Origin of the sequence: Micromonospora sp. URMC 107, from assembly GCF_051386315.1 — a bacterium.
Classification (GTDB): Bacteria; Actinomycetota; Actinomycetes; order Mycobacteriales; family Micromonosporaceae; genus Micromonospora.
This window is the reverse complement of record NZ_JBPQTK010000044.1, coordinates 1-20,932: the sequence shown is the minus strand read 5'-3', so window position 1 is coordinate 20,932 and position 20,932 is coordinate 1. Positions and strand designations below refer to the sequence as shown.

The window sequence follows — 20,932 nt, the reverse complement described above, 5'->3', positions numbered from 1 at the left end:
ACGGTCCCGCGCGCTACCCGAGGGGTCGGCAGAGCAGCACCGTCGGCGCCCCGGCGACCCGGGTCAGCACCAGGCTGGCCGCCTCGCCCCCGGCCAGCCGCAGGTCCCGCCGGAGCTGCTCCGGCTCCAGCGCGGACCCGCGCTTGAGGATCTCCACCCGCCCGACGCGGCGCTCCCGCAGCAGCGCCCGCAGCCGCTTGAGCGAGAACGGCAGCACGTCGGTGACCTCCAGGCAACGGGCGAACGGCGTCGGCACGGGGGCGTCCGCGTGGAGGTAGGCGATGCTCGGGTCGGCCAGCGTCGCGCCCAGGGTGTCGGCCAGCTCCGCGACCAGGTGCGCGCGGACCACCGCGGGGTCCGGGTCGTACAGGAAGCGGCGCGTCGGGCCGACGGGGGCCTCGGCGTCGCCGGAGCCGGTCAACTGATGGCAGCCGCCGGAGCCGGTCGGGTCCCCGGCGTGGCCGGAGGCGTCGCCCGGGGGCGCTTCCCTGCCCCGCAGCACGGTGGCCCGACGGGGCACCTGCGCCAGCTCGCCGCACCACAGGGCCGCCTCGACCAGGTCGCCGTCGACGCTCACCCACTCCGCCTCGGCACCCGCCGGAATCAGCGCGTGGTCGATGCCGGGCGCCACCTTCACGACGGTGTGCGGCACCCGCTCGGCCAGCGCGACCACGAAGTCCCAGGGCGGCGAGTAGGCGTTCGGGTCGAAGATGCGCCGCCCGGTGCCCGCCCTGCGGCGCGCCGGGTCGCAGAACACCCCGTCGACCCGGCTCACGTCGAACGCCGTGGCGTCGCCGCACTCCACCGTGAACAGTTCGGCCAGCCCGGCCGCCTCGGCGTTCGCGGCGGCCATCGCGGCGGTCACCGGGTCGGCCTCCACGCCGTACACCCGGATGCCGGCGCGGGCGGCGGCGAGCGCGTCCGCGCCGAGGCCACAACCGAGGTCGGCGAGGGTGCGTACCCCGGCGGCCCGCAGCCGGTCGGCCCGCCGCGCCGCGACGACGCCGCGCGTGGCCTGCTCCAGCCCGGCCCGGGTGAGGAACATCCCGGCCGCCGCCGGCCCGAACTTGCCGACCGCCCGGCGCCGCAGCTCGGCCTGGGTGAGCGCGGCCGACGCCAGCCCGGCCGGCAGTCCGGCCGAGCGGAGCGCGGCCGCCGCGGTCAGCGGGTCGCCACCGGCCACCCGCGCGGCCGCGTCGAGCGCGGCCGACCCCTCGGGCGTACGCAGGGCGGCGAGCTGGTCGAGATCCACCCGGTCATTGTGGTCCGCGGACCCGACGCGCCGGGCGGCGGGTTGGCACTCTCCTTGACGGAGTGCTAGCCGAGGAATAACCTGCGATTAGCACTCTCGCCCTGAGGGTGCCAGCTTCCGGGCCTCGTGGCCCGGGCGCTGAACGCCAGGCGGACCGGCACCCGCGACGACGGCCCCGCCCGGTGGCATGTGGCAGATTGACGCCGGTCGGCTCGCCGACCGGTAACGAAACCAGTACCCCAGGAGGGTATGCCCGTGACTACCGCGACCAAGGTTGCGATCAAGCCGCTCGAGGACCGCATCGTGGTCCAGGCGAACGAGGCCGAGACCACCACCGCCTCCGGCATCGTGATCCCCGACACCGCCAAGGAGAAGCCGCAGGAGGGCACCGTCCTCGCTGTCGGCCCGGGCCGGATCGACGACAAGGGCAACCGCGTGCCGGTCGACGTGAAGGTCGGCGACACCGTCCTCTACTCGAAGTACGGCGGCACCGAGGTCAAGTACGCCGGCGAGGAGTACCTGGTGCTCTCCGCCCGCGACGTCCTCGCGGTCATCGAGAAGTAAGCAACCGATCAGTGTCGTGGCCCCGGTCCGGCTCGCCGGGCCGGGGCGACGTCGCTTCGAAGGGACATTCATGGCGAAGATCCTGAGCTTCTCGGACGACGCCCGGCACCTGCTCGAGCACGGTGTCAACGCCCTCGCGGACGCGGTCAAGGTCACCCTCGGCCCGCGCGGGCGCAACGTCGTCCTGGACAAGAAGTTCGGTGTGCCCACGATCACCAACGACGGCGTGACCATCGCCAAGGAGATCGAGCTCACCAACCCCTACGAGAACCTCGGTGCGCAGCTGGTCAAGGAGGTGGCGACCAAGACCAACGACGTCGCCGGCGACGGGACCACCACCGCCACCGTGCTGGCCCAGGCGATGGTCCGCGAGGGCCTGCGCAACGTGACGGCCGGCGCCAACCCGGCCGGCCTCAAGCGGGGCATCGACGCGGCGGCCGCCAAGGTCTCCGAGGCGCTGCTCGGCCGCGCGGTCGAGGTCGCCGACAAGAAGTCGATCGCGCACGTCGCGACGATCTCCGCGCAGGACGCCACGATCGGCGAGCTGATCGCCGAGGCGATGGAGAAGGTCGGCCGCGACGGCGTCATCACCGTCGAGGAGGGCTCCGCCCTGCACACCGAGCTGGACGTGACCGAGGGTCTCCAGTTCGACAAGGGCTTCATCTCGCCCAACTTCGTCACCGACATGGAGTCGCAGGAGTCGGTCCTGGAGGACCCGTACATCCTGATCACGACCCAGAAGATCTCGGCGATCGAGGAGCTGCTGCCGCTGCTGGAGAAGGTCCTCCAGAACAGCAAGCCGCTGCTGATCATCGCCGAGGACGTCGACGGCCAGGCGCTGTCGACGCTGGTGGTCAACTCGATCCGCAAGACCCTCAAGGTCTGCGCGGTGAAGGCCCCCGGCTTCGGCGACCGGCGCAAGGCGATGCTCCAGGACATGGCGATCCTCACCGGCGCCGAGCTGGTCGCGCCCGAGCTGGGCTACAAGCTCGACCAGGTGGGCCTGGAGGTGCTCGGCACCGCCCGGCGCGTGGTGGTCGACAAGGAGAACACCACGGTCGTCGACGGCGGCGGCAAGTCCAGCGAGGTCGCCGACCGGGTCGCGCAGATCCGCAAGGAGATCGAGGCCTCGGACTCCGACTGGGACCGGGAGAAGCTCGCCGAGCGGCTGGCCAAGCTCTCCGGCGGCATCGCGGTCATCAAGGTCGGCGCCGCGACCGAGGTCGAGATGAAGGAGCGCAAGCACCGCATCGAGGACGCGATCGCCGCGACCAAGGCCGCGGTCGAGGAGGGCACCGTCCCCGGCGGCGGCGCCGCCCTGGTGCAGATCCTGCCGGCGCTCGACGACGACCTGGGCTTCACCGGTGACGAGAAGGTCGGCGTCTCGATCGTGCGCAAGGCGCTGGTCGAGCCGCTGCGCTGGATCGCGCAGAACGCCGGCCACGACGGCTACGTCGTCGTGAACAAGGTCGCCGGCAAGGAGTGGGGCCACGGCCTCGACGCCGCCACCGGCGAGTACGTCGACCTGGCGAAGGCCGGCATCCTCGACCCGGTGAAGGTGACCCGCAACGCGGTCACCAACGCCGCGTCGATCGCCGGCCTGCTGCTCACCACGGAGAGCCTCGTGGTGGAGAAGCCGGAGAAGGCCGAGCCGGCCGCCGCCGGTGGTCACGGCCACAGCCACGGCCACGGCCACCAGCACGGCCCGGGCTTCTGACCCTCGCCGTACGCCCCGACGCCTTTCCGGGCGCCGGCGCGACTACCGGCCGGCCGGCGCATCGGAAACACTGGCCCGATGAGCAGCACGACGCGCGGCTACGCCGCCCTGGCCGGGGTCACCGCCGCGGCGGTGGCGATCGGCTCCGCCGAACTGGTGGCGGTGCTGACCGGCCCCCGTTCGGCGCCGCTGGTGGCCGTCGGAGGGCTCGTGGTCGACACGGTGCCCGAGCCGCTCAAGAAGCTCGGCATCGCCCTCTTCGGCACGTACGACAAGATCGCGCTGCTGGTCGGGACGGGCCTGCTGCTCGCCGCCTTCGCCGCGCTGCTCGGCGTGCTGTCGCTGCGCCGGTTGGCGATCGGCCTCGCCGGCATCGCGGCCTTCGCCGCCCTGGGTGTGGCAGCCGCCGTGACCCGGGCCGGCGCCGGCCCCACCGACGCGCTGCCCTCGCTGGTCGGCGCCGGGCTCGGGGCGGCGGTGCTCTGGGCCTTCGTCGCCGGCCCGCTCGAACTCGACCCGTGGCCCTGGACCCCGCCCACGCCACCGCCCGCCCGACGGACCGCGTCGCCGGCCGCCGAGGCGCCCACGTCGCCGGTCGCCGAGGCGTCGCCGCAGCCGCTCGCCGAAGCGCCCACGTCGCCGGCCGTCGCAGCGACCCCGCAGCCGTTGGAGTCCAGCGACCCGGCGTCGCGGCGCCGGTTCCTGACCGGGGCCGGACTCCTGGTCGGCGCGGCGGGGGTGGCCGGGCTCGGCGGTCGCTGGCTCGCCGGCCGGCGGGGGGTGTCGGCGGCCCGGGAGGCGGTCGTGCTGCCCGCGCCGGCGGCGCCCGCGCCGGCGGTGCCGGCCGGGGCGGACCTGTCGCTGACCCAGCTCGCCCCGTACGTCACGCCGAATTTCGGCTTCTACCGGATCGACACCGCGCTGGTGGTGCCCCAGGTGGACCCGGAGACCTGGCGGCTGCGCATCCACGGCCGGGTGCGCAACGAGATCGAGCTGAGCCTCGCCGACCTGCTCGCCCGCCCGATGGTCGAGCGGTACGTCACCCTCGCCTGCGTCTCCAACGAGGTGGGCGGGGACCTCGTCGGCAACGCGCGCTGGCTGGGCGTGCCGATCCGGGAGCTGCTCGACGAGGCCGGGCCGGAGGACGGCGCCGACCAGGTCGTCGGCCGCTCGGTGGACGGGTGGACCTGCGGCACGCCGACCGCCGTGCTCCGGGACGGGCGGGACGCGCTGCTGGCGGTGGGGATGAACGGCGAGCCGCTGCCCGTGGAGCACGGCTTCCCCGCGCGGATGGTGGTGCCCGGCCTCTACGGGTACGTGTCGGCCTGCAAGTGGGTGACCGAGCTGGAGCTGACCAGCTTCGCGGACTTCGACGCGTACTGGGTGCCGCGCGGCTGGTCGGCGCAGGGGCCGGTGAAGACCCAGTCGCGGATCGACACGCCCCGCCCGCGCAACCGGCTCACCGCCGGCGCCGTGACGGTGGCCGGGGTGGCCTGGGCGCAGCACCGCGGCATCCGCCGCGTCGAGGTACGCGTCGACGACGGGCCGTGGCGCGAGGCGGAGCTGGCCGCGGTGGTCTCGGTGGACACCTGGGTGCAGTGGTCCTGGCGGTGGGACGCCACCCCGGGCGAGCACACCCTCTCCGTCCGGGCGACCGACGCCACCGGCGAGACGCAGACCGGGCGACGGCAGGCGGTCGCCCCGGACGGCGCCACCGGCTGGCACCGCGTCACCGTGACGGTGCGCTGAATGCCCCTACCGCGTTGCAGGGAGCGGTGCCACGCCCGGGAACGCCGCGACGCCGCGTCCCCGGGCGGGGACGCGGCGTCGGTGTGGTCTTCGAGGGCGGCCGGCTCAGGCGATCTTGCGCTGGGCGGGGACGGTCGACCGGTGCGGCTGGCCCAGGCGGGCCTCCAGGCGAGCCACGTCGACCCGGCTCTGGCGGCGGTCGGCGAGGTCCTCCCAGCCGACGGCGAGCAGCCGCAGCCGCTCCGACTCGCTGAATCCGCCCCACACGCCGTACGGCTCGCGGACGGCCAGGGCGTGGGCGGCGCACTCGGCCCGGACCGGGCAGGCGCGGCAGACGGCCTTGGCGCCGGACTCCCGGCGCAGGCGGGACGAGCCGCGCTCGCCGTCCGGGTGGAAGAACTGCGCGCTGTCCCGGCCCCGGCAGGCACCGAGCCGCTGCCAGTCCCAGAGGTCGACGATGGGTCCGGGCAGTCTGCGTACGTTCGACATCAGCACCCCTCCTCCCGCGCGGCACCGCGCAGATCCTGGTGAATCGGCGTCCGGGCGACGGTCCGCGCAGGCGCGCCGTTTCCGGCCTGGCACCTCCGTACCCGGGCCGTCGCCCGCTCACACACCTGTGATCGAAAACTTCCGGCAAGTGGCGGCATATGCCCCACTTGTCGGAAAAGTTCGGGGGATTGCCCGAACCCCCTCGCGACCCGACCCGGTCATGGTCTGCTTCTGGGCGGAGAGGAGACCACTGTGCGTACGGTTCTCGTGTGCGTTCGGACACCGCTCGCGGCGCAGCATCTGGCATCCGCGGCGGCACGGCTCGGGTTGTCCGCCGCGGTGCGGACGGCCGTCTCCGATCCCGAGGTGATGCTGCGACTGGCCGAGCGCCCGGCCGACGTGGTGCTCGCGGACACGGCCCTCACCCGGCCGGACAGCGCGGGCTTCGTCCGGCGGGTGCTCGCCCGCGCGCCGCAGGCCTCCGTGCTGCTGCTCGGCACGGAGGAGTCGGAGGCGGCCGCCGCCACCATCAGCGCGGGCGCCCGGGGTCTCATCCAGGGCGTCGACCACGACCTGACCAGCGCGGTCGCCAAGGCCCTGCTGCTGCTCTCCGCACCCGGCCGGGCGGCCCGGCGCCCGATCACCGACCCGGCCCGGGACACCGCGGCGGTCGGCGGTCCCGTCCGTACCACCCAGGCCGGCCGGTCGCCGGCCGAGCCGGGTCCCACCTGGTCGACGGCGACCCCCGACGGCGCGGGCGGTGCCCCGACGGTGGTGCCGGCGCAGCGCGGCGACGACCCCGCCGAGCCCGCCGACGAGCCGGCGGAGGCCGCGCCCCCGGGGCGGCGGGGCGGGTCGGGCCCGCGCGGCGGCCGGTCCCAGGTCGGGCTGACCGAACGCGAACTCCAGGTGCTGCTGGGCATGGCGGAGGGCAAGAGCAACGCCGAGATCGGCCGGGAGCTGTTCGTCTCCGAGGACACGGTGAAGACCCACGCCCGGCGGCTGTTCCGCAAGCTCGGCGCCCGGGACCGCGCGCACGCCGTGGCGGCCGGCTTCCGCGCCGGCCTGGTGGCCTGAGCCGTACCCCTCCGGACGCGGGCGCCGAGAGCCCTCGGCGCGCGGAGCCGGGCGGGCAACCGCGTGCCGCACCCGGAGCGGCACCGACGGGCGGAGCCGGGCGGGGTGGCCCGAGCCGCACCCGGCCCGGCTCAGCGTTCGGGCTCGGGCTCCTCGTCGGCGCCCTCGGTCAGGGTGTCGTGCACCCCGTCGGCGTAGCCGCGGGCGTAGTCCCAGGTGACGTAGTGGTCCGGGTCGGGGTCGTAGGCCGGCTCGTGCACCCGGGGGCGGCCCGAGCTGAGCAGGTGACGCAGGTTGCCCCGCAGCAGGTCCCAGTCGAAGTAGTGCGGCTCCCGGCAGTCCTCGCACTCGATGACCAGCCCGCGCACCCCGATCGGTGCCAGCAGCGCCTGGTAGATCTCCAGGTCGGCGAGATCCTCCAGCACGTCCTGCCGCTCGACGTCGGTCAGCGGGTCGAGCGGGGCGTCGTCGCCCGGATCGTGCAGGCCGGCGGCCGGATCGGCCGGGTCGCCGTTGAAGGGGTCGATGGGCTCGTCGTGCACCCCCTCACCGTAGACCCAACGCCGGTGCCGCGTCCGCCCCCGGCCACCGGTGACCTGGGCCGCCACCGGCCGGGGGCGGCCCAGGTCGGTGGGTACGATGGGACGACGCGCCCGTCACCCGGCGTGTGCCGGTGCCCGCCCGCGCCACCTCGCTGAAGCCCGTCCGAGCAGCTCAGGGGAGCAATCGTGGAATTTTCGCCCAGCACCGATCTTCCGACCGGCGCCGACAGCGGCGAACTGGGCGGCCACCTGCCGGAGCTGCCCGCCGGCTCCGCCCGGGTGGTCCCGCTCGGGTTGACCTTCGACGACGTGCTGCTCCAGCCGGGCGAGTCGGACGTGGTGCCCAGCCGGGTCAACACCGTGACGAAGCTGACCCGCAACATCGAACTGTCGATCCCGCTGCTCTCCAGCGCGATGGACACGGTGACCGAGGCCCGGATGGCGATCGCCATGGCCCGCCAGGGCGGCATCGGCGTGCTGCACCGCAACCTCTCCCTGGAGGACCAGGCGCTCCAGGTCGACCTGGTGAAGCGCTCCGAGTCCGGCATGATCACCAACCCGGTGACGGCCAGCCCCGACGACACCCTGCGGGACGTCGACGCCCTCTGCGGGCGCTACCGCATCTCCGGCGTGCCCGTCGTGGACGGCGAGGGTCAGCTGGTCGGCATCGTCACCAACCGCGACATGCGGTTCGTCTCCGACCCGGCCACCCCGGTCCACCAGATCATGACCCGCACCCCGCTGGTCACCGCCCCGGTCGGGGTGCGCAAGGACGACGCCCTCGACCTGCTGCGCCGGCACAAGGTCGAGAAGCTGCCCATCGTCGACGACTCGGGCCGGCTGCGCGGGCTGATCACGGTCAAGGACTTCACCAAGAGCGAGCAGTACCCGAACGCCACCAAGGACGACGCCGGCCGGCTGCGGGTCGCCGCCGCCGTCGGGGTCGGCGACGACGCCTACAAGCGGGCCCGGGCGCTGGTCGACGCGGGCGTCGACGTGCTGATCGTGGACACCGCGCACGGCCACCAGCGGGCCGTGCTGGACATGGTCCGCCAGCTCAAGAAGGACGTGACGATCGACATCGTCGGCGGCAACGTCGCCACCTACGCCGGCGCCAGGGCGCTGGTCGAGGCGGGCGCCGACGGCGTGAAGGTCGGCGTCGGGCCGGGCGCGATCTGCACCACCCGGATCGTCGCCGGGGTGGGCGTACCGCAGATCACCGCGATCATGGAGGCCGCGCGCGCCGCGCGGCCGGCGGGCGTCCCGGTGATCGGCGACGGTGGCATCCAGTACTCGGGCGACATCGCCAAGGCGCTCGTCGCGGGCGCCGACACGGTGATGCTGGGCAGCCTGCTGGCCGGCTGCGAGGAGAGCCCCGGCGAGCTGATCTTCATCAACGGCAAGCAGTACAAGGCATACCGGGGCATGGGCTCGCTCGGCGCGATGCAGTCCCGGGGCCAGGGCAAGTCCTACTCCAAGGACCGCTACTTCCAGCAGGACGTGCTGGCCGAGGACAAGCTGGTCCCCGAGGGCGTGGAGGGCCAGGTGCCCTACCGGGGCCCGCTGTCCGCGGTCGCCCACCAGCTCACCGGCGGGCTGCGCGCGGCGATGGGGTACGTCGGCGCGGAGAGCATCCCCGAGCTGCACCGCCGCGGTCAGCTCATCCGGATCACGGCGGCCGGGCTCAAGGAGAGCCACCCGCACGACATCCAGATGACGGTCGAGGCGCCCAACTACCACTCCCGCTGACCATCCCCCCTGCGACAACTGGAGTCCCCCATGCGTGACGTGGTCGAGATCGGGCTGGGCAAGACCGCGCAGCGCGGCTACCACCTGGACGACATCGCCATCGTGCCGAGCCGCCGGACCCGGGACGTCGACGACGTCTCCACCACCTGGCAGCTCGACGCCTACCAGTTCGGCATCCCCTGCGTCGGGCACCCCTCGGACGCGACGATGAGCCCGGCCTCCGCCGTCCGGCTCGGCCAGCTGGGCGGCCTCGGCGTGCTCAACGTCGAGGGCCTGTGGACGCGCTACGAGAACCCGACCAAGGTCCTGGAGGAGCTGTCCGGGCTCGACGAGGACGCCCGCACCACCAAGCGCCTCCAGGAGGTGTACGCGGAGCCGATCCGCCCCGACCTGATCGCCGAGCGGGTCCGCGAGCTGCGCGCCGGCGGCGGCACGGTGGCGGTGCGGGTCTCCCCGCAGCACACCCTGGCGCTGGCCCCGGTGATCCTCGACGCCGGCGTGGACATCCTGGTCATCCAGGGCACCATCGTCTCCGCCGAGCACGTCTCGACCACCGACGAGCCGCTCAACCTCAAGGAGTTCATCGCCGACCTGGACCTCCCGGTCGTCGTCGGCGGCTGCACCGACTACAAGACCGCGCTGCACCTGATGCGCACGGGCGCGGCGGGCGTGATCGTCGGCATCGGGGGCGACGAGTGGTCCACCACCGAGTCGGTGCTGGGCATCCGGGTGCCGATGGCGACCGCGATCGCCGACGCCGCGGCGGCCCGCCGGGACTACCTCGACGAGACCGGCGGCCGCTACGTGCACCTGATCGCCGACGGCGACATCCAGACCTCGGGCGACATCGCCAAGGCCCTCGGCTGCGGCGCCGACGCGGTGATGCTCGGCGAGCCGCTGTCGCTCTGCGCGGAGGCGCCGGCCGGTGGCGCCTGGTGGCACTCCGCCGCCAGCCACCCGTCGCTGCCCCGGGGCGCGTTCGAGACCGCCGGCGAGCCGCTCGGCTCGATGGAGCAGCTGCTCTTCGGCCCGGCGGACGAGCCGGACGGCCAGCTCAACCTCTTCGGCGGGCTGCGCCGCGCGATGGCCAAGTGCGGCTACCGCGACCTCAAGGAGTTCCAGAAGGTCGGCCTGGTCCTCGACCGCTGACCTGCGCAAGCGGCACCACCCGCACCGGCCGCGCCGATAGGCTCGGCCGGTGCGTCGTACCCACCGTCGGTTCCGCCCCGCGCTCGCCGTCGCCGTCGTCGCGGCCCTGGCGTTCGCGGCCTGCACCGACGGCGACGAGCCGGGCGGCTTCCGGCCGGGGGCGGCCGACCTGGCCGACCCGTACGTGCCGGGGGCCGGCAACGGCGGCTACGACGTCGCGGGCTACCGGCTCGCCGTCCGCTACGACCCGGCGACCGACCGGCTCGCCGGGCGGGCCACGCTCACGGCCACCGCGACCACCGGGCTGTCCCGGTTCAACCTGGACCTCGCCGGGCTGGACGTGTCACGGGTGGCCGTCGACGGCCGGCCGGCCGGGTCCGCCCGCGACGGCGACGAGCTGGTGGTCACCCCGCGCGACGGCCTGTCCCGGGGCGCCCGGTTCACCGTCGAGGTGGACTACTCCGGCGTGCCGGCGGCGAGGGCCGACGGGCAGCTCGGCAGCGGCGGCTTCCTGCACACCGACGACGGCGCGATCGCGCTGGGCCAGCCCTGGTCGGCGGCCACCTGGTTCCCGGTCAACGACCACCCGTCCGACAAGGCCACGTACGACATCGAGGTGACCGTCCCGGACGGGCTGGCCGCGCTGAGCAACGGGGTGCCGGGGGAGAGGTCCAGCACCGACGGCTGGACCACCTGGCGCTGGGCCGAGCGGGCGCCGATGGCCAGCTACCTGACCACCCTGGTGATCGGCGACTACCGGGTGCACAGCGGCACGCACGCCGGCAGGCCGATGGTCACGGCGGTGCCGGCGAGCCTCCCGGCGACCGGGCCGGAGGCCGCCTCGCTGGCCCGCACCGGCGAGATCGCCGACTTCCTGGCCAGCCGGTTCGGGCCGTACCCGTTCGACTCCTACGGCGGCGTGGTGGTCACCGACGGCCGGATCGGCTACGCGCTGGAGACCCAGTCCCGACCGGTCTACGGGCCGGGCTTCTTCCGGAGCGGGCGGCCCAACCTGGGCGTGGTCGCGCACGAGCTGGCCCACCAGTGGTTCGGCAACAGCGTGGCGCTGAGCCGGTGGAGCGACATCTGGCTCAACGAGGGCTTCGCCAGCTACGCGGAGTGGCTGTGGGAGGAGCACGACGGCGGTCGCACCGCGCAGCGCAACTTCGAGTCGGAGTACGCGGCGACCGACTGGTCCCGACCGTCCGTCGACCCCGGACGGTCCCGGTTGTTCGGGTCGGCCGTCTACAAGCGCGGCGCGCTCGCCGTGCACGCGCTGCGCCGCACGGTCGGCGACGACACCTTCTTCCGCATCCTGCGGACCTGGACCGCCGAGCGGCGCGGCGGCAACGCCACCACCGACGACCTGGTCGCGCTGGCCGAGCGGGTCGCCGGGAAGCCCCTGCGCCCGCTCTTCGACGCCTGGCTCGTCGGCGGGAGCGCCCCCGCACTGCCCTGACGCGGCCTCCGTCGGCGCTCGGTAGGCTGCGGCCGGACGCGGCACCGCACCGCCCGCCCGCCCCGTCGCCTCCGTGCGCACCCGGGCGGGCGGCACCGGCCGGTCGCGAGCGGTCCACCACGGTCGCCGGTGGGGCAGCCGGTGGCGCAGGGAGGGGACGAGGCGATGACGCTGTCGCGGCGGACGCTGTGCGCGGGCACCGGCCTGCTGCTGGCCGGGACGCTCGGGCTGGCCGGCTGCGGGTCGGCCGACGAGCCGGCCGCGGGCCCGACCCCCGCCGCCGCCTCGCCCGGCCGCCAGTTCAAGGCGGGTGCGGCCGGCGCCGGCGACGAGTACTTCCCGACCTACGGCAACGGCGGGTACGACGTCAGCCGCTACACCGTGAAGGTGCGGTACGACCCGGCGGAGGACCGGCTCACCGGGACCACCACCGTGCAGGCGGCGGCGACCAGCGACCTGTCGGCGTTCAACCTGGACCTGGCCGGGCTGACCGTGCGGTCCGTGACGGTGGACGGGGCCCCGGCGAAGCACGGCCGCAAGGGCGACGAACTGGTGGTCACGCCGGCCCGCGGCCTGATCGCCGGCAACGGCTTCGTCGCCGAGATCGCGTACGAGGGCGAGCCGGAGCCGCTGCGCAACGAGGCCCTCGGCCTCGGGGGCTTCCTGCACACCGACGAGGGGGCCATCGCGCTCGGCCAGCCCGAGTCGGCGAGCACGTGGTTCCCGGTCAACGACCACCCCTCGGACAAGGCCGCCTACGACTTCGAGATCACCGTGCCGAAGGGACTGACGGCGGTCAGCAACGGGGTGCCGGCGGGAAAGAGCACGGCCGGCGACTGGACCACCTGGAAGTGGTCCGAGCGCAGCCCGATGGCGAGCTACCTGAGCACGCTGGTCGTCGGGAAATTCCGGATCACCGAGGGCGAGCACAAGGGGCGGCCGGTGTTCCACGCGGTCACCGCCGACCTGCCCGAGGGCGCGGCGGACCGGTCGATCGCCGACACGGTCGAGGTGGCCGACTACCTGGAGAGCGTGTTCGGGCCGTACCCGTTCGGGGCGTACGGCGGCGTGGTGATCTCCGACGCCCGCATCCGGTACGCCCTGGAGACGCAGAGCCGCCCGGTCTACTCCGCGAGCTTCTTCTCCGGCGGCGAGAACACCGGCGTGGTCGCCCACGAGCTGGCGCACCAGTGGTTCGGCAACAGCGTGTCGCTGGCGAGGTGGCAGGACATCTGGCTCAACGAGGGCCTGGCCACGTACGCCGAGTGGCTTTGGGCCGAGCACGACGGCGGGCGCACCGCCCAGCAGGAGTTCGACGCCCGGTACGCCGGCTCGTCCGGCCAGGTGTGGCGGACGCCGCCGGGCGAGCCGGGGGCGGCGAACCTGTTCAGCGAGTCGGTCTACCAGCGCGGCGGGATGACCGTGCACGCGCTGCGGGTGGCCGTCGGCGACCGGGTGTTCTTCGAGATCCTGAAGACCTGGGCGGCGCAGAAGCGCGACGGAAACGCGACCACGGCCGAGTTCGTCGCGCTGGCCGAGCGGGTCTCGGGCGCGCAGCTCGACGACCTCTTCGAGGCGTGGCTGTACGGCACGGAGCGCCCCGCCCGCCCCGAGCGCCTCTGACGGGCGCTCAGCGCCCCCGCCCTTGCGGCACCGCCGACGCGCTCGGCGCGGTGACGCCGACGGCGCTCAGCGCGTGAGGCGCAGCTTCGGGTTGGCGGCGAGGTAGGCGTCCGCCCGGCCCGCGCGCAGCTCGGTGAGGAACTTCCGGCCGGTCGGCGTGAGTTGCTCGCCCCGGTAGGCGCTGCCCCGGCCGACGCCCGCGCCGGGCAGCTCGACCAGCACGAACTTCTCCGGCGTGAGCCCGCCGAGGGCGTACGCGACGTCCACGACGCGCGGCCCGCCCGCGTAGACCAGGGTGTCGCCGAGCGCGTCGACCACCTGCTGGACGCGCTCCGGCTGCCGGGCCAGGTCCTCGTCGAGGATCTTCGTGGCCAGCGCCTTGATCAGCTGCTGCTGGTGGCGCTGCCGGGCGTAGCCGCCGCCGGTGATGTAGCGCTGCCGCGCGTAGTCCAGCGCCTGCCAGCCGGTGAGGTGCCGCTCGCCCTTCTCGTACACCATCTGCGGCCCGACGTAGCCCCCGCCGCCCGGCGCGGGCTCCCGGTGCCGACCGTCGGGACGGCGGTGCAGCGAGACCACCCGCTGGTCGACGTAGAGGTCCACGCCGCCGAGGGAGTCGACCAGCCGGTCGAAGCCGTTGAAGGTGAGCACCGCGCCGGCGTCGAAGCGCAGCCCGGTGTAGCCGCTGACCGTGCTGCGCAGCAGCTCGTACCCCTGGGCGGTGCTCGGCTGCTTGGGCTTGCCGGGCACCCGGCTGCCGTAGCTCATCGCGTGGGTGAGCTTGGTCTTCGCGCCGCGGTAGCCGGCCTTCGGGAAGGCGGGGACGTCGACCAGCAGGTCGCGGGGGAGGGAGAAGAGGTACGCCCGGTCGAGGCCCTTCGGCACGTGCAGCACCAGCACCGCGTCACCGTGCGGCTCCCAGCCCGGCACGCTGACCCGGGTGTCCACCCCGACGAGCAGGAGGTTGAGCGGGCCGGTGATGCCGGCGCCCGGCGGCACGGTCGGGCTCGGACTCGGGCTCGGGGTGGGGCTCGCCTGCGGCGTCCCGGTGGCGCCCGTCGGCCCGACCCCGCGCGGCGGCCCGTCGTCGCCGACCAGCCGGGTCACCACCAGGGCGCCCACGGCCACCAGGATCACGGCCGCGAGGGCGGCCAGCCCCAGCACCCATCGTGGGCGTGGCGCCCCTGTCCGCTGAGTCATGCGACACCCCCGTGATGACAACGTCCCGACGGGGGCGCCGAGTTGCGGGCGGGCGCCTCCGGATCGCGGACCGGAGCATGATCCCGCAAAATCGGGCGCTGGCGCGATGGCTACCGAGCGGTAATGATGCGGTCATGCGGTACGACGTGCTCGTCATCGGGTCCGGCTTCGGCGGCAGCGTCACCGCGCTCCGGCTGGCCGAGAAGGGCTACTCGGTCGGGGTGCTGGAGGCCGGGCGGCGCTTCGCCGACGACGAGTTCCCGCAGACCTCCTGGCGGCTGCGGCGGTTCCTGTGGGCGCCCCGCCTCGGCTGCTACGGCCTCCAACGGCTCACCCTGCTGCGCCCGGCCGACCGGAAGGCCGGCGGCGGGGTGCTGGTGCTCTCCGGCGCCGGGGTCGGCGGCGGCTCGCTGGTCTACGCCAACACCCTCTACGAGCCGCTGGACGCCTTCTACACCGACCCGCAGTGGCGCGACGTCACCGACTGGCGCGACGAGCTGGCCCGCCACTACGACCAGGCGAAGCGGATGCTCGGCGCGACCACGTACCCGCTCGTCACGCGTGCGGACCGGGCGATGCGGGCGGTGGCCGACCGGATGGGGGTGGGCCACACCTACCACGCCACCCCGGTCGGCGTGTTCATCGGCCGCCCCGGCCAGCGGGCCGCCGACCCGTACTTCGGCGGCGCGGGGCCGGAGCGCACCGGCTGCACGCACTGCGGCGCGTGCATGACCGGCTGCCGGCACGGCGCGAAGAACACGCTGGTCAAGAACTACCTCTGGCTGGCCGAGCGGCTCGGCGCGCGGGTGCACCCGTTGACCACGGTCACCGCGGTCCGCCCCACCGACGGCGGCGGGTACGCGGTGCACACCGTGCGCACCGGGGCCTGGCTGCGCGCGCGGCGGCAGGTGTTCCACGCCGACCAGGTGGTCTTCGCGGCCGGCGCGCTCGGCACCCAGCGGCTGCTGCACACGATGAAGGCGGAGGGGGCGCTGCCCGCGCTCTCGCCCCGCCTCGGCGAGCTGACCCGGACCAACTCCGAGGCCATCCTGGGCGCCGCGGTGCCCCGCCGGCGGGCCCGCGCGGACGGTCTCGACTTCACCGAGGGGGTGGCGATCACCAGCTCGTTCCACCCCGACCCGCAGACCCACGTCGAGCCGGTCCGCTACGGCCGGGGCTCGAACGCGATGGGGCTGCTCCAGTCGCTGCTGGTCGACGGTGGGCCGCACCGGGTCCGTCGCTGGCTGGGAACCCTGCTGCGCCAGCCCGGCACGGCGGCCCGGCTGCTGTCGGTGCGCGGCTGGTCCGAGCGGACGGTGATCGCCCTGGTCATGCAGTCGGCGGACAACTCGTTGACCACCCGGCTGCGGCGCGGCCCGTTCGGCCGGCGCCTGGTCTCCGGGCCGGGGCACGGCACGCCCAACCCGACCTGGATCCCGGCCGGCAACCAGGCGGCCCGCCTGCTGGCCGAGGAGATCGGCGGTACGCCCGGCGGCGCGCTGACCGAGCCGTTCGACATCCCGATGACCGCGCACCTCCTCGGCGGGGCGGTGATCGGCGCCACCCCGGCCGACGGTGTGATCGACCCGTGGCACCGGGTGTTCGGCCATCCGGGGCTGCACGTGGTCGACGGCGCGGCGGTCTCGGCGAACCTCGGGGTGAACCCGTCGCTGACCATCACCGCCCAGGCGGAACGCGCGATGTCCTTCTGGCCCAACAAGGGCGACGAGGACCCGAGACCGCCGCTCGGCGAGCCGTACCGCCGGCTGGAGCCGGTGCCACCGCGCCACCCGGCGGTGCCGGCCGACGCCCCCGGCGCCCTGCGGATGTGACCAGGGCCCGGCGGGGTCAGCCGGTCCGGTGCGGGTGACCCCGGCGGGGTCGATCCGTCCGGCGGGCGGGCCCGGGCCCGCGTCGGTCCGTCCAGGCGACCAGCACCGCGTGCGGGACGGTCAGCGCGGCCAGCACGGCGAACGTCGCGGACAGCGGGTCCGCCCCGTGGCCGGGCCAGGTGACCAGGGCGACCAGGGCGGCGACGGCCGCCACCGTCGGAGCCGCCGCCTGCCGGGCGAAGCGGCGCAGCGGCGGTCCGACCCGCCCGGCCGCCAGGTCAACCGTGTTGCGCGGGTCGTGCCGCAGCAACCGGGCGACGTGGCGACACGAGTGCCAGCCCGCGAAGTACGCCCCCACGGCCAGGGCCGGCGGCACCGTGCCGAACAGCCCGGCGAGGAGGACGGGTTCGACGGCGTCGCGGGCGCGGCCGGCGCGGACGGCCCGGACCGCGGTGACCGCGACCGCGCACAACACGGCGGCCAGCGCCAGCGTCCGTACCTCGACGGTGAGCAGCGCCGGTGCCCGAGGGGCCACCGCCGCCAGCAGCGGGTCGACCTGGTCCCGCCACAGCGCCAACGGGACGACCACGGGCGGCCCGCCGTACGCGAGCACGGCCGCCACCCCCGCCCGGACCGGCCGGCGGTCCCGCTCGGCCTTAAACGCCACGTCGGCGGTGCCGAAGTGGACGACCGACACGACGAGGAACCCGACCAGCGCCGGGCCCGGCGCGGCCCGGAAGGCCGCCAGCCCGGCGCCGGCCAGGGCGGTGTAGGCCACCAGCAGCGCCACGCGCGCCGACGGCGGCCGGGCGCGCGCCGACAGCCAGGCGGGCACGAGGTGGTCGACCGCGCCGTGCGGGAGCCCGAGGAGCAGCCCCGCGACCAGGAAGGCGGGCGCGTCGCCCAGCCCGGCGGCGCCGATCAGCGGCGACGTCGCCAGGAGCCCGCCGAGCGCGAGCTGCGAGGCGGTCCCGGCACGCCGCAGCAGCCGGTCCGGCCGCCCCGGGCCCTCCGCCGCGCCGTTCGTGGGCGACGGCGGCCGTCGGGTCCGGGCGGGTGCGCGGCCGTCCGCCGCCGGCACTCGGGCGCCGGCCCCGGTGGCCGGGTCAGACGACGGTGAGGTGACCACGGTCGGACAGTGCGCGTAGCCGGCCGAGATCGAGGATGCTCCAGCCCACCTTCGTGAGGATGGACAGCAGGACGAAGAGCAGGCTGGTGGTGGCGGAGCTGACCAGGCCGACACCGGTTGGGCCGATCATCCAGAACAGTGGGTAGCCCACCCAGAGCACGCTGAGCAGCAGGGCGGCCTCCGTGTAGACCGCCGCGATCCCTTCCGGCTGGCGGTGGGCGTGGGCGCGCAGCGGTCCCCAGATCAGGCCGTAGAGCCCGATGAGGGCCAGCACCCCGACCGTGAACAGGGTGTAGCGGATCGTGGTGTCCGTCGTGATCTCGGCGGTCAGCCCGCAGAGGAAGACCACCAGGTTCGTCCCGACGAGGATGTTCGTCAATCCCCAGCAGCGCCCGGGCAGGGAGTGCGTCGCGGTCAGCATCAGGGCCACCAGCAACAGGGGGGAGGTGACGGCCCAGTCGACGTACCGCGCCCAGTAGAGCGTGTGACCGGCCACCTCCGCCCGGCCGCCGCCCAGCGCCATCATCAGGTACCAGGAGCCGGACCAGAGCGGGATCGCGATCGCGACCCGGTACTCGCTGCGCGGGACTCCCCGCGGGTCCGCTCGCCACCGGGTGAACAGGACGACCCCACCCGCCATGGCGGCGACGTACATCCACAGCCACCATTCGGTCATGCTGACTCCTCGGCCGACTTCCCCACCGTATATGGGCTAAAAGCTGCATACGTGCCAAATGACGCCGCGGCGGGTGCTGGCGCGGCAGATCCCCGGCACCTGGCGGACCGGCGGGGGGCCCGGCGGCGTCGTCGGTAGGATTTGCTGCCATGAGCACGCCTCGCCCCGTCCTCGTGGTGGACTTCGGAGCCCAGTACGCCCAGCTCATCGCGCGTCGGGTGCGTGAGGCCAAGGTCTATTCGGAGATCGTGCCGCACTCGATGCCGGTCGCCGAGATGCTGGCGAAGGACCCGGCCGCGATCATCCTCTCCGGCGGCCCGTCCAGCGTCTACGCGCCGGGCGCCCCGCAGATCGACGCCGGCATGTTCTCCTCCGGGGTGCCGGTCTTCGGCATCTGCTACGGCTTTCAGGCGATGGCCCAGGCGCTCGGCGGCACGGTGGCCCGCACCGGCAACCGCGAGTACGGCGGCACCCCCCTGCGCGCCCGCCCGGAGGCCGGGGTGCTGCTGCGCGAACTGCCGGACGACCTGCCGGTCTGGATGAGCCACGGCGACTGCGTGACCGAGGCTCCGGCGGGCTTCACGGTGACCGCCGAGTCGGCGGGCGCGCCGGTCGCCGCGTTCGAGGACGTGGCCGGCCGCCGGGCCGGCGTGCAGTTCCACCCGGAGGTCGGGCACACCGCGCACGGCCAGGAGATGCTGCGCCGCTTCCTGTACGACATCGCCGGCATCGAGCCGACCTGGACGCCCGAGAACATCATCGACGAGCAGGTCGCCCGGATCCGCGAGCAGGTCGGCGACAAGGAGGTCATCTGCGGCCTGAGCGGCGGGGTCGACTCGGCCGTCGCCGCCGCGCTGGTGCACAAGGCCGTCGGCGACCAGTTGACCTGCGTCTTCGTCGACCACGGCCTGCTGCGCGCCGGCGAGGCCGAGCAGGTGGAGAAGGACTACGTCGCCGCCACGGGCATCAAGCTCAAGGTGGTCGACGCGCAGGAGCGCTTCCTCGGCGCCCTGGCCGGGGTGACCGACCCGGAGCAGAAGCGCAAGATCATCGGCCGGGAGTTCATCCGGGTCTTCGAGGCCGCGGCGCGGGAGATCGCCGCCCACGGCGATGTCGAGTTCCTCGTCCAGGGCACCCTCTACCCGGACGTGGTGGAGTCCGGCGGCGGCACCGGCACCGCCAACATCAAGAGCCACCACAACGTCGGCGGACTGCCCGAGGACCTGAGGTTCGCGCTGGTCGAGCCGCTGCGCACGCTGTTCAAGGACGAGGTCCGGGCGCTCGGCCTGGAGCTGGGCCTGCCGGAGGCGATGGTCTGGCGGCACCCGTTCCCGGGTCCCGGCCTGGCCATCCGGATCATCGGCGCGGTCGACCGGGAGCGGCTCGACCTGCTGCGCCAGGCCGACCTGATCGCCCGGGAGGAGCTCACCGCCGCCGGCCTGGACCGGGGCGTATGGCAGTTCCCGGTGGTGCTCCTGGCCGACGTGCGCAGCGTCGGGGTGCAGGGCGACGGCCGCAGCTACGGGCATCCCGTGGTGCTGCGGCCGGTCTCCAGCGAGGACGCGATGACCGCCGACTGGTCCCGGCTGCCCTACGAGGTGGTGGCGCGGATCTCCACCCGGATCACCAACGAGGTCGCCGAGGTCAACCGCGTCGTGCTGGACGTGACGAGCAAGCCGCCGGGCACCATCGAGTGGGAGTGATCCCGCCTCACGCCGCCGGCGGGTAGGTCGGCGGCGTGGGCTGGGCCACGGTCGGCTGTGCCACCGTGGGCGGCGCGGCCTGCGCCGGGTGCGGCCAGGCGGGCGCGTCGGCCGGCTCCTCGGGCATCAGGAACCACATGATCGGGTACGCGAGCAGCGCGAGCCCGCCGGTGAGCAGGCCGGAGACCGCGAAGACCACCCGGACCAGGGTGGGGTCGACGGCGAAGTACCGGCCGAGGCCGCTGGCGACCCCGGCGATCATCCGGTCCGTCACGGGGCGACGGAGCTGCTTGTACGGGGGCCGGGGAGGGGTGGTGTAGGTCATGCCTCCACGGTCCGCCCCGGTCGGCGGGCCGGCCTCGGTGACCGCCCGGATCCCTACCCTGACCTGCCCCTGAGACGCGAGCTTTCAGTCAGGAATCTGACTCTTTTCGATGGAGGTAACCCGGGCCGGGGAGAATTTGGCCCCGTGACCACCATGCTGGAGCCGCTCCGCAGGATCGCGGCATACGCAGTTTGTGCTGATTCAGTCGGCCGGGTGTTGCTGGTCCGCGCATCGGAGCGCTCCGGCACCCCCGGCACGTGGTCGCTGCCCGGCGGGGCGGTCGACCACGGTGAGGACCCGCACCACACCGTCGTCCGGGAGACCGCCGCCGAGACCGGCCTCTCCGTCACCGTCGCCGGCCTGCACGACGTGCTCGCCGACATGCGGGCGCTACCGGAGCGGGGCATCACCATCCACACCGACCGCCTGATCTTCCAGGTCTCCGTGCGGGGCGGGACGCTCGCCGACCGGGTCGACCGGCCGACCGACCTGGCCCGCTGGTTCACCCCGGAGGAGGCACGCGAGCTGCCGCTGCGGTCGTTCACCGCGCGGGCCCTGGGCCTGCCCGCCTCGTCCGCCGACATCGTTCCGGACGAGGCGCCGGAGTTCCCCTCCTTCTACGCCGTGCCCGGCCCCGACGGGCTGCACCGGGCCCAGCGCTTCGCCGCGTACGCCGTGGTGACCGACCCGGACGGGCGGG

18 protein-coding genes are annotated in these 20,932 nt (G+C 74.6%); 11 read left to right on the top strand and 7 right to left on the bottom strand.

Annotated features, from left to right (window positions below):
* Positions 1-13: 13 nt before the first annotated feature.
* Positions 14-1,252 carry a THUMP-like domain-containing protein gene (locus ACSNN9_RS12940; RefSeq protein WP_436673289.1) on the bottom strand — a complete coding sequence of 413 codons (1,239 nt, stop codon included), beginning with the start codon at positions 1,250-1,252 and terminating at the stop codon, positions 14-16.
* Positions 1,253-1,501: 249 nt separating this feature from the next.
* On the opposite strand from ACSNN9_RS12940, the gene groES reads away from it, so the two are divergent.
* From groES to ACSNN9_RS12925, 3 genes are all read left to right on the top strand, one after another.
* Positions 1,502-1,816 (top strand): co-chaperone GroES, encoded by a 315-nt coding sequence (gene groES / locus ACSNN9_RS12935; RefSeq protein ID WP_088998427.1) that lies wholly within the window; start codon positions 1,502-1,504, stop codon positions 1,814-1,816.
* Between the two features lie 70 nt (positions 1,817-1,886).
* Entirely contained in the window at positions 1,887-3,533 is a 1,647-nt protein-coding gene (gene groL / locus ACSNN9_RS12930; RefSeq protein ID WP_436673288.1) for a chaperonin GroEL, read from the top strand.
* Positions 3,534-3,611: 78 nt separating this feature from the next.
* Positions 3,612-5,282: a molybdopterin-dependent oxidoreductase gene (locus tag ACSNN9_RS12925; protein ID WP_436673287.1), complete on the top strand. Its 1,671-nt coding sequence runs from the start codon at positions 3,612-3,614 to the stop codon at positions 5,280-5,282.
* Positions 5,283-5,387: 105 nt separating this feature from the next.
* Here ACSNN9_RS12925 and ACSNN9_RS12920 read toward each other — a convergent pair whose 3' ends face one another.
* The gene (locus ACSNN9_RS12920) at positions 5,388-5,771 is read right to left on the bottom strand and encodes a WhiB family transcriptional regulator (RefSeq protein ID WP_089003203.1); all 384 of its coding nucleotides are present in this window, start codon (positions 5,769-5,771) and stop codon (positions 5,388-5,390) included.
* A 252-nt stretch (positions 5,772-6,023) separates the two neighbouring features.
* Here ACSNN9_RS12920 and ACSNN9_RS12915 point away from each other — a divergent pair, with 252 nt between their 5' ends.
* Entirely contained in the window at positions 6,024-6,848 is an 825-nt protein-coding gene (locus tag ACSNN9_RS12915; RefSeq protein WP_436673286.1) for a response regulator transcription factor, read from the top strand.
* 131 nt (positions 6,849-6,979) lie between these two features.
* Here the strand turns inward: ACSNN9_RS12915 and ACSNN9_RS12910 are convergent, their stop codons facing one another.
* Positions 6,980-7,390: a DUF5319 domain-containing protein gene (locus ACSNN9_RS12910; RefSeq protein WP_357876117.1), complete on the bottom strand. Its 411-nt coding sequence runs from the start codon at positions 7,388-7,390 to the stop codon at positions 6,980-6,982.
* A 186-nt stretch (positions 7,391-7,576) separates the two neighbouring features.
* Here ACSNN9_RS12910 and guaB point away from each other — a divergent pair, with 186 nt between their 5' ends.
* The 4 genes from guaB (at position 7,577) to ACSNN9_RS12890 (ending at position 13,370) form a co-directional block, all read left to right on the top strand.
* Complete coding sequence (gene guaB, locus ACSNN9_RS12905) at positions 7,577-9,139, top strand: IMP dehydrogenase (RefSeq protein WP_436673285.1); 1,563 nt, start codon at positions 7,577-7,579, stop codon at positions 9,137-9,139.
* Between the two features lie 30 nt (positions 9,140-9,169).
* Entirely contained in the window at positions 9,170-10,288 is a 1,119-nt protein-coding gene (locus ACSNN9_RS12900) for a GuaB3 family IMP dehydrogenase-related protein (protein ID WP_358080843.1), read from the top strand.
* 49 nt (positions 10,289-10,337) lie between these two features.
* A complete protein-coding gene (locus tag ACSNN9_RS12895) occupies positions 10,338-11,747 on the top strand; it encodes a M1 family metallopeptidase (RefSeq protein WP_436673284.1) in 1,410 nt (469 codons plus the stop codon).
* A gap of 165 nt (positions 11,748-11,912) precedes the next feature.
* Positions 11,913-13,370, top strand: a complete 1,458-nt coding sequence (locus tag ACSNN9_RS12890) for a M1 family metallopeptidase (protein WP_436673283.1) — start codon at positions 11,913-11,915, stop codon at positions 13,368-13,370.
* A gap of 66 nt (positions 13,371-13,436) precedes the next feature.
* Here the strand turns inward: ACSNN9_RS12890 and ACSNN9_RS12885 are convergent, their stop codons facing one another.
* Complete coding sequence (locus ACSNN9_RS12885; RefSeq protein WP_436673282.1) at positions 13,437-14,567, bottom strand: LCP family protein; 1,131 nt, start codon at positions 14,565-14,567, stop codon at positions 13,437-13,439.
* Positions 14,568-14,701: 134 nt separating this feature from the next.
* On the opposite strand from ACSNN9_RS12885, the gene ACSNN9_RS12880 reads away from it, so the two are divergent.
* Positions 14,702-16,399 carry an FAD-dependent oxidoreductase gene (locus tag ACSNN9_RS12880; protein WP_436673281.1) on the top strand — a complete coding sequence of 566 codons (1,698 nt, stop codon included), beginning with the start codon at positions 14,702-14,704 and terminating at the stop codon, positions 16,397-16,399.
* Between the two features lie 16 nt (positions 16,400-16,415).
* On the opposite strand, the gene ACSNN9_RS12875 is transcribed toward ACSNN9_RS12880, so the two are convergent.
* Together ACSNN9_RS12875 and ACSNN9_RS12870 are read right to left on the bottom strand one after the other, a co-directional pair.
* Positions 16,416-17,528 (bottom strand): Brp/Blh family beta-carotene 15,15'-dioxygenase, encoded by a 1,113-nt coding sequence (locus ACSNN9_RS12875; protein WP_436673280.1) that lies wholly within the window; start codon positions 17,526-17,528, stop codon positions 16,416-16,418.
* A complete protein-coding gene (locus ACSNN9_RS12870; RefSeq protein ID WP_436673279.1) occupies positions 17,506-18,204 on the bottom strand; it encodes a bacteriorhodopsin in 699 nt (232 codons plus the stop codon). Before ACSNN9_RS12870 ends, ACSNN9_RS12875 begins: the two co-directional genes overlap by 23 nt.
* A 149-nt stretch (positions 18,205-18,353) precedes the next feature.
* Here ACSNN9_RS12870 and guaA point away from each other — a divergent pair, with 149 nt between their 5' ends.
* Positions 18,354-19,907 carry a glutamine-hydrolyzing GMP synthase gene (gene guaA, locus ACSNN9_RS12865; protein WP_436673278.1) on the top strand — a complete coding sequence of 518 codons (1,554 nt, stop codon included), beginning with the start codon at positions 18,354-18,356 and terminating at the stop codon, positions 19,905-19,907.
* Between the two features lie 7 nt (positions 19,908-19,914).
* Here the strand turns inward: guaA and ACSNN9_RS12860 are convergent, their stop codons facing one another.
* The gene (locus ACSNN9_RS12860; protein ID WP_436673277.1) at positions 19,915-20,232 is read right to left on the bottom strand and encodes a PspC domain-containing protein; all 318 of its coding nucleotides are present in this window, start codon (positions 20,230-20,232) and stop codon (positions 19,915-19,917) included.
* 144 nt (positions 20,233-20,376) lie between these two features.
* Between ACSNN9_RS12860 and ACSNN9_RS12855 the strand changes: the two genes are divergently transcribed.
* Positions 20,377-20,932 (top strand): NUDIX hydrolase (locus tag ACSNN9_RS12855; RefSeq protein ID WP_436673276.1); only part of this gene is annotated, 556 nt, incomplete at its 3' end.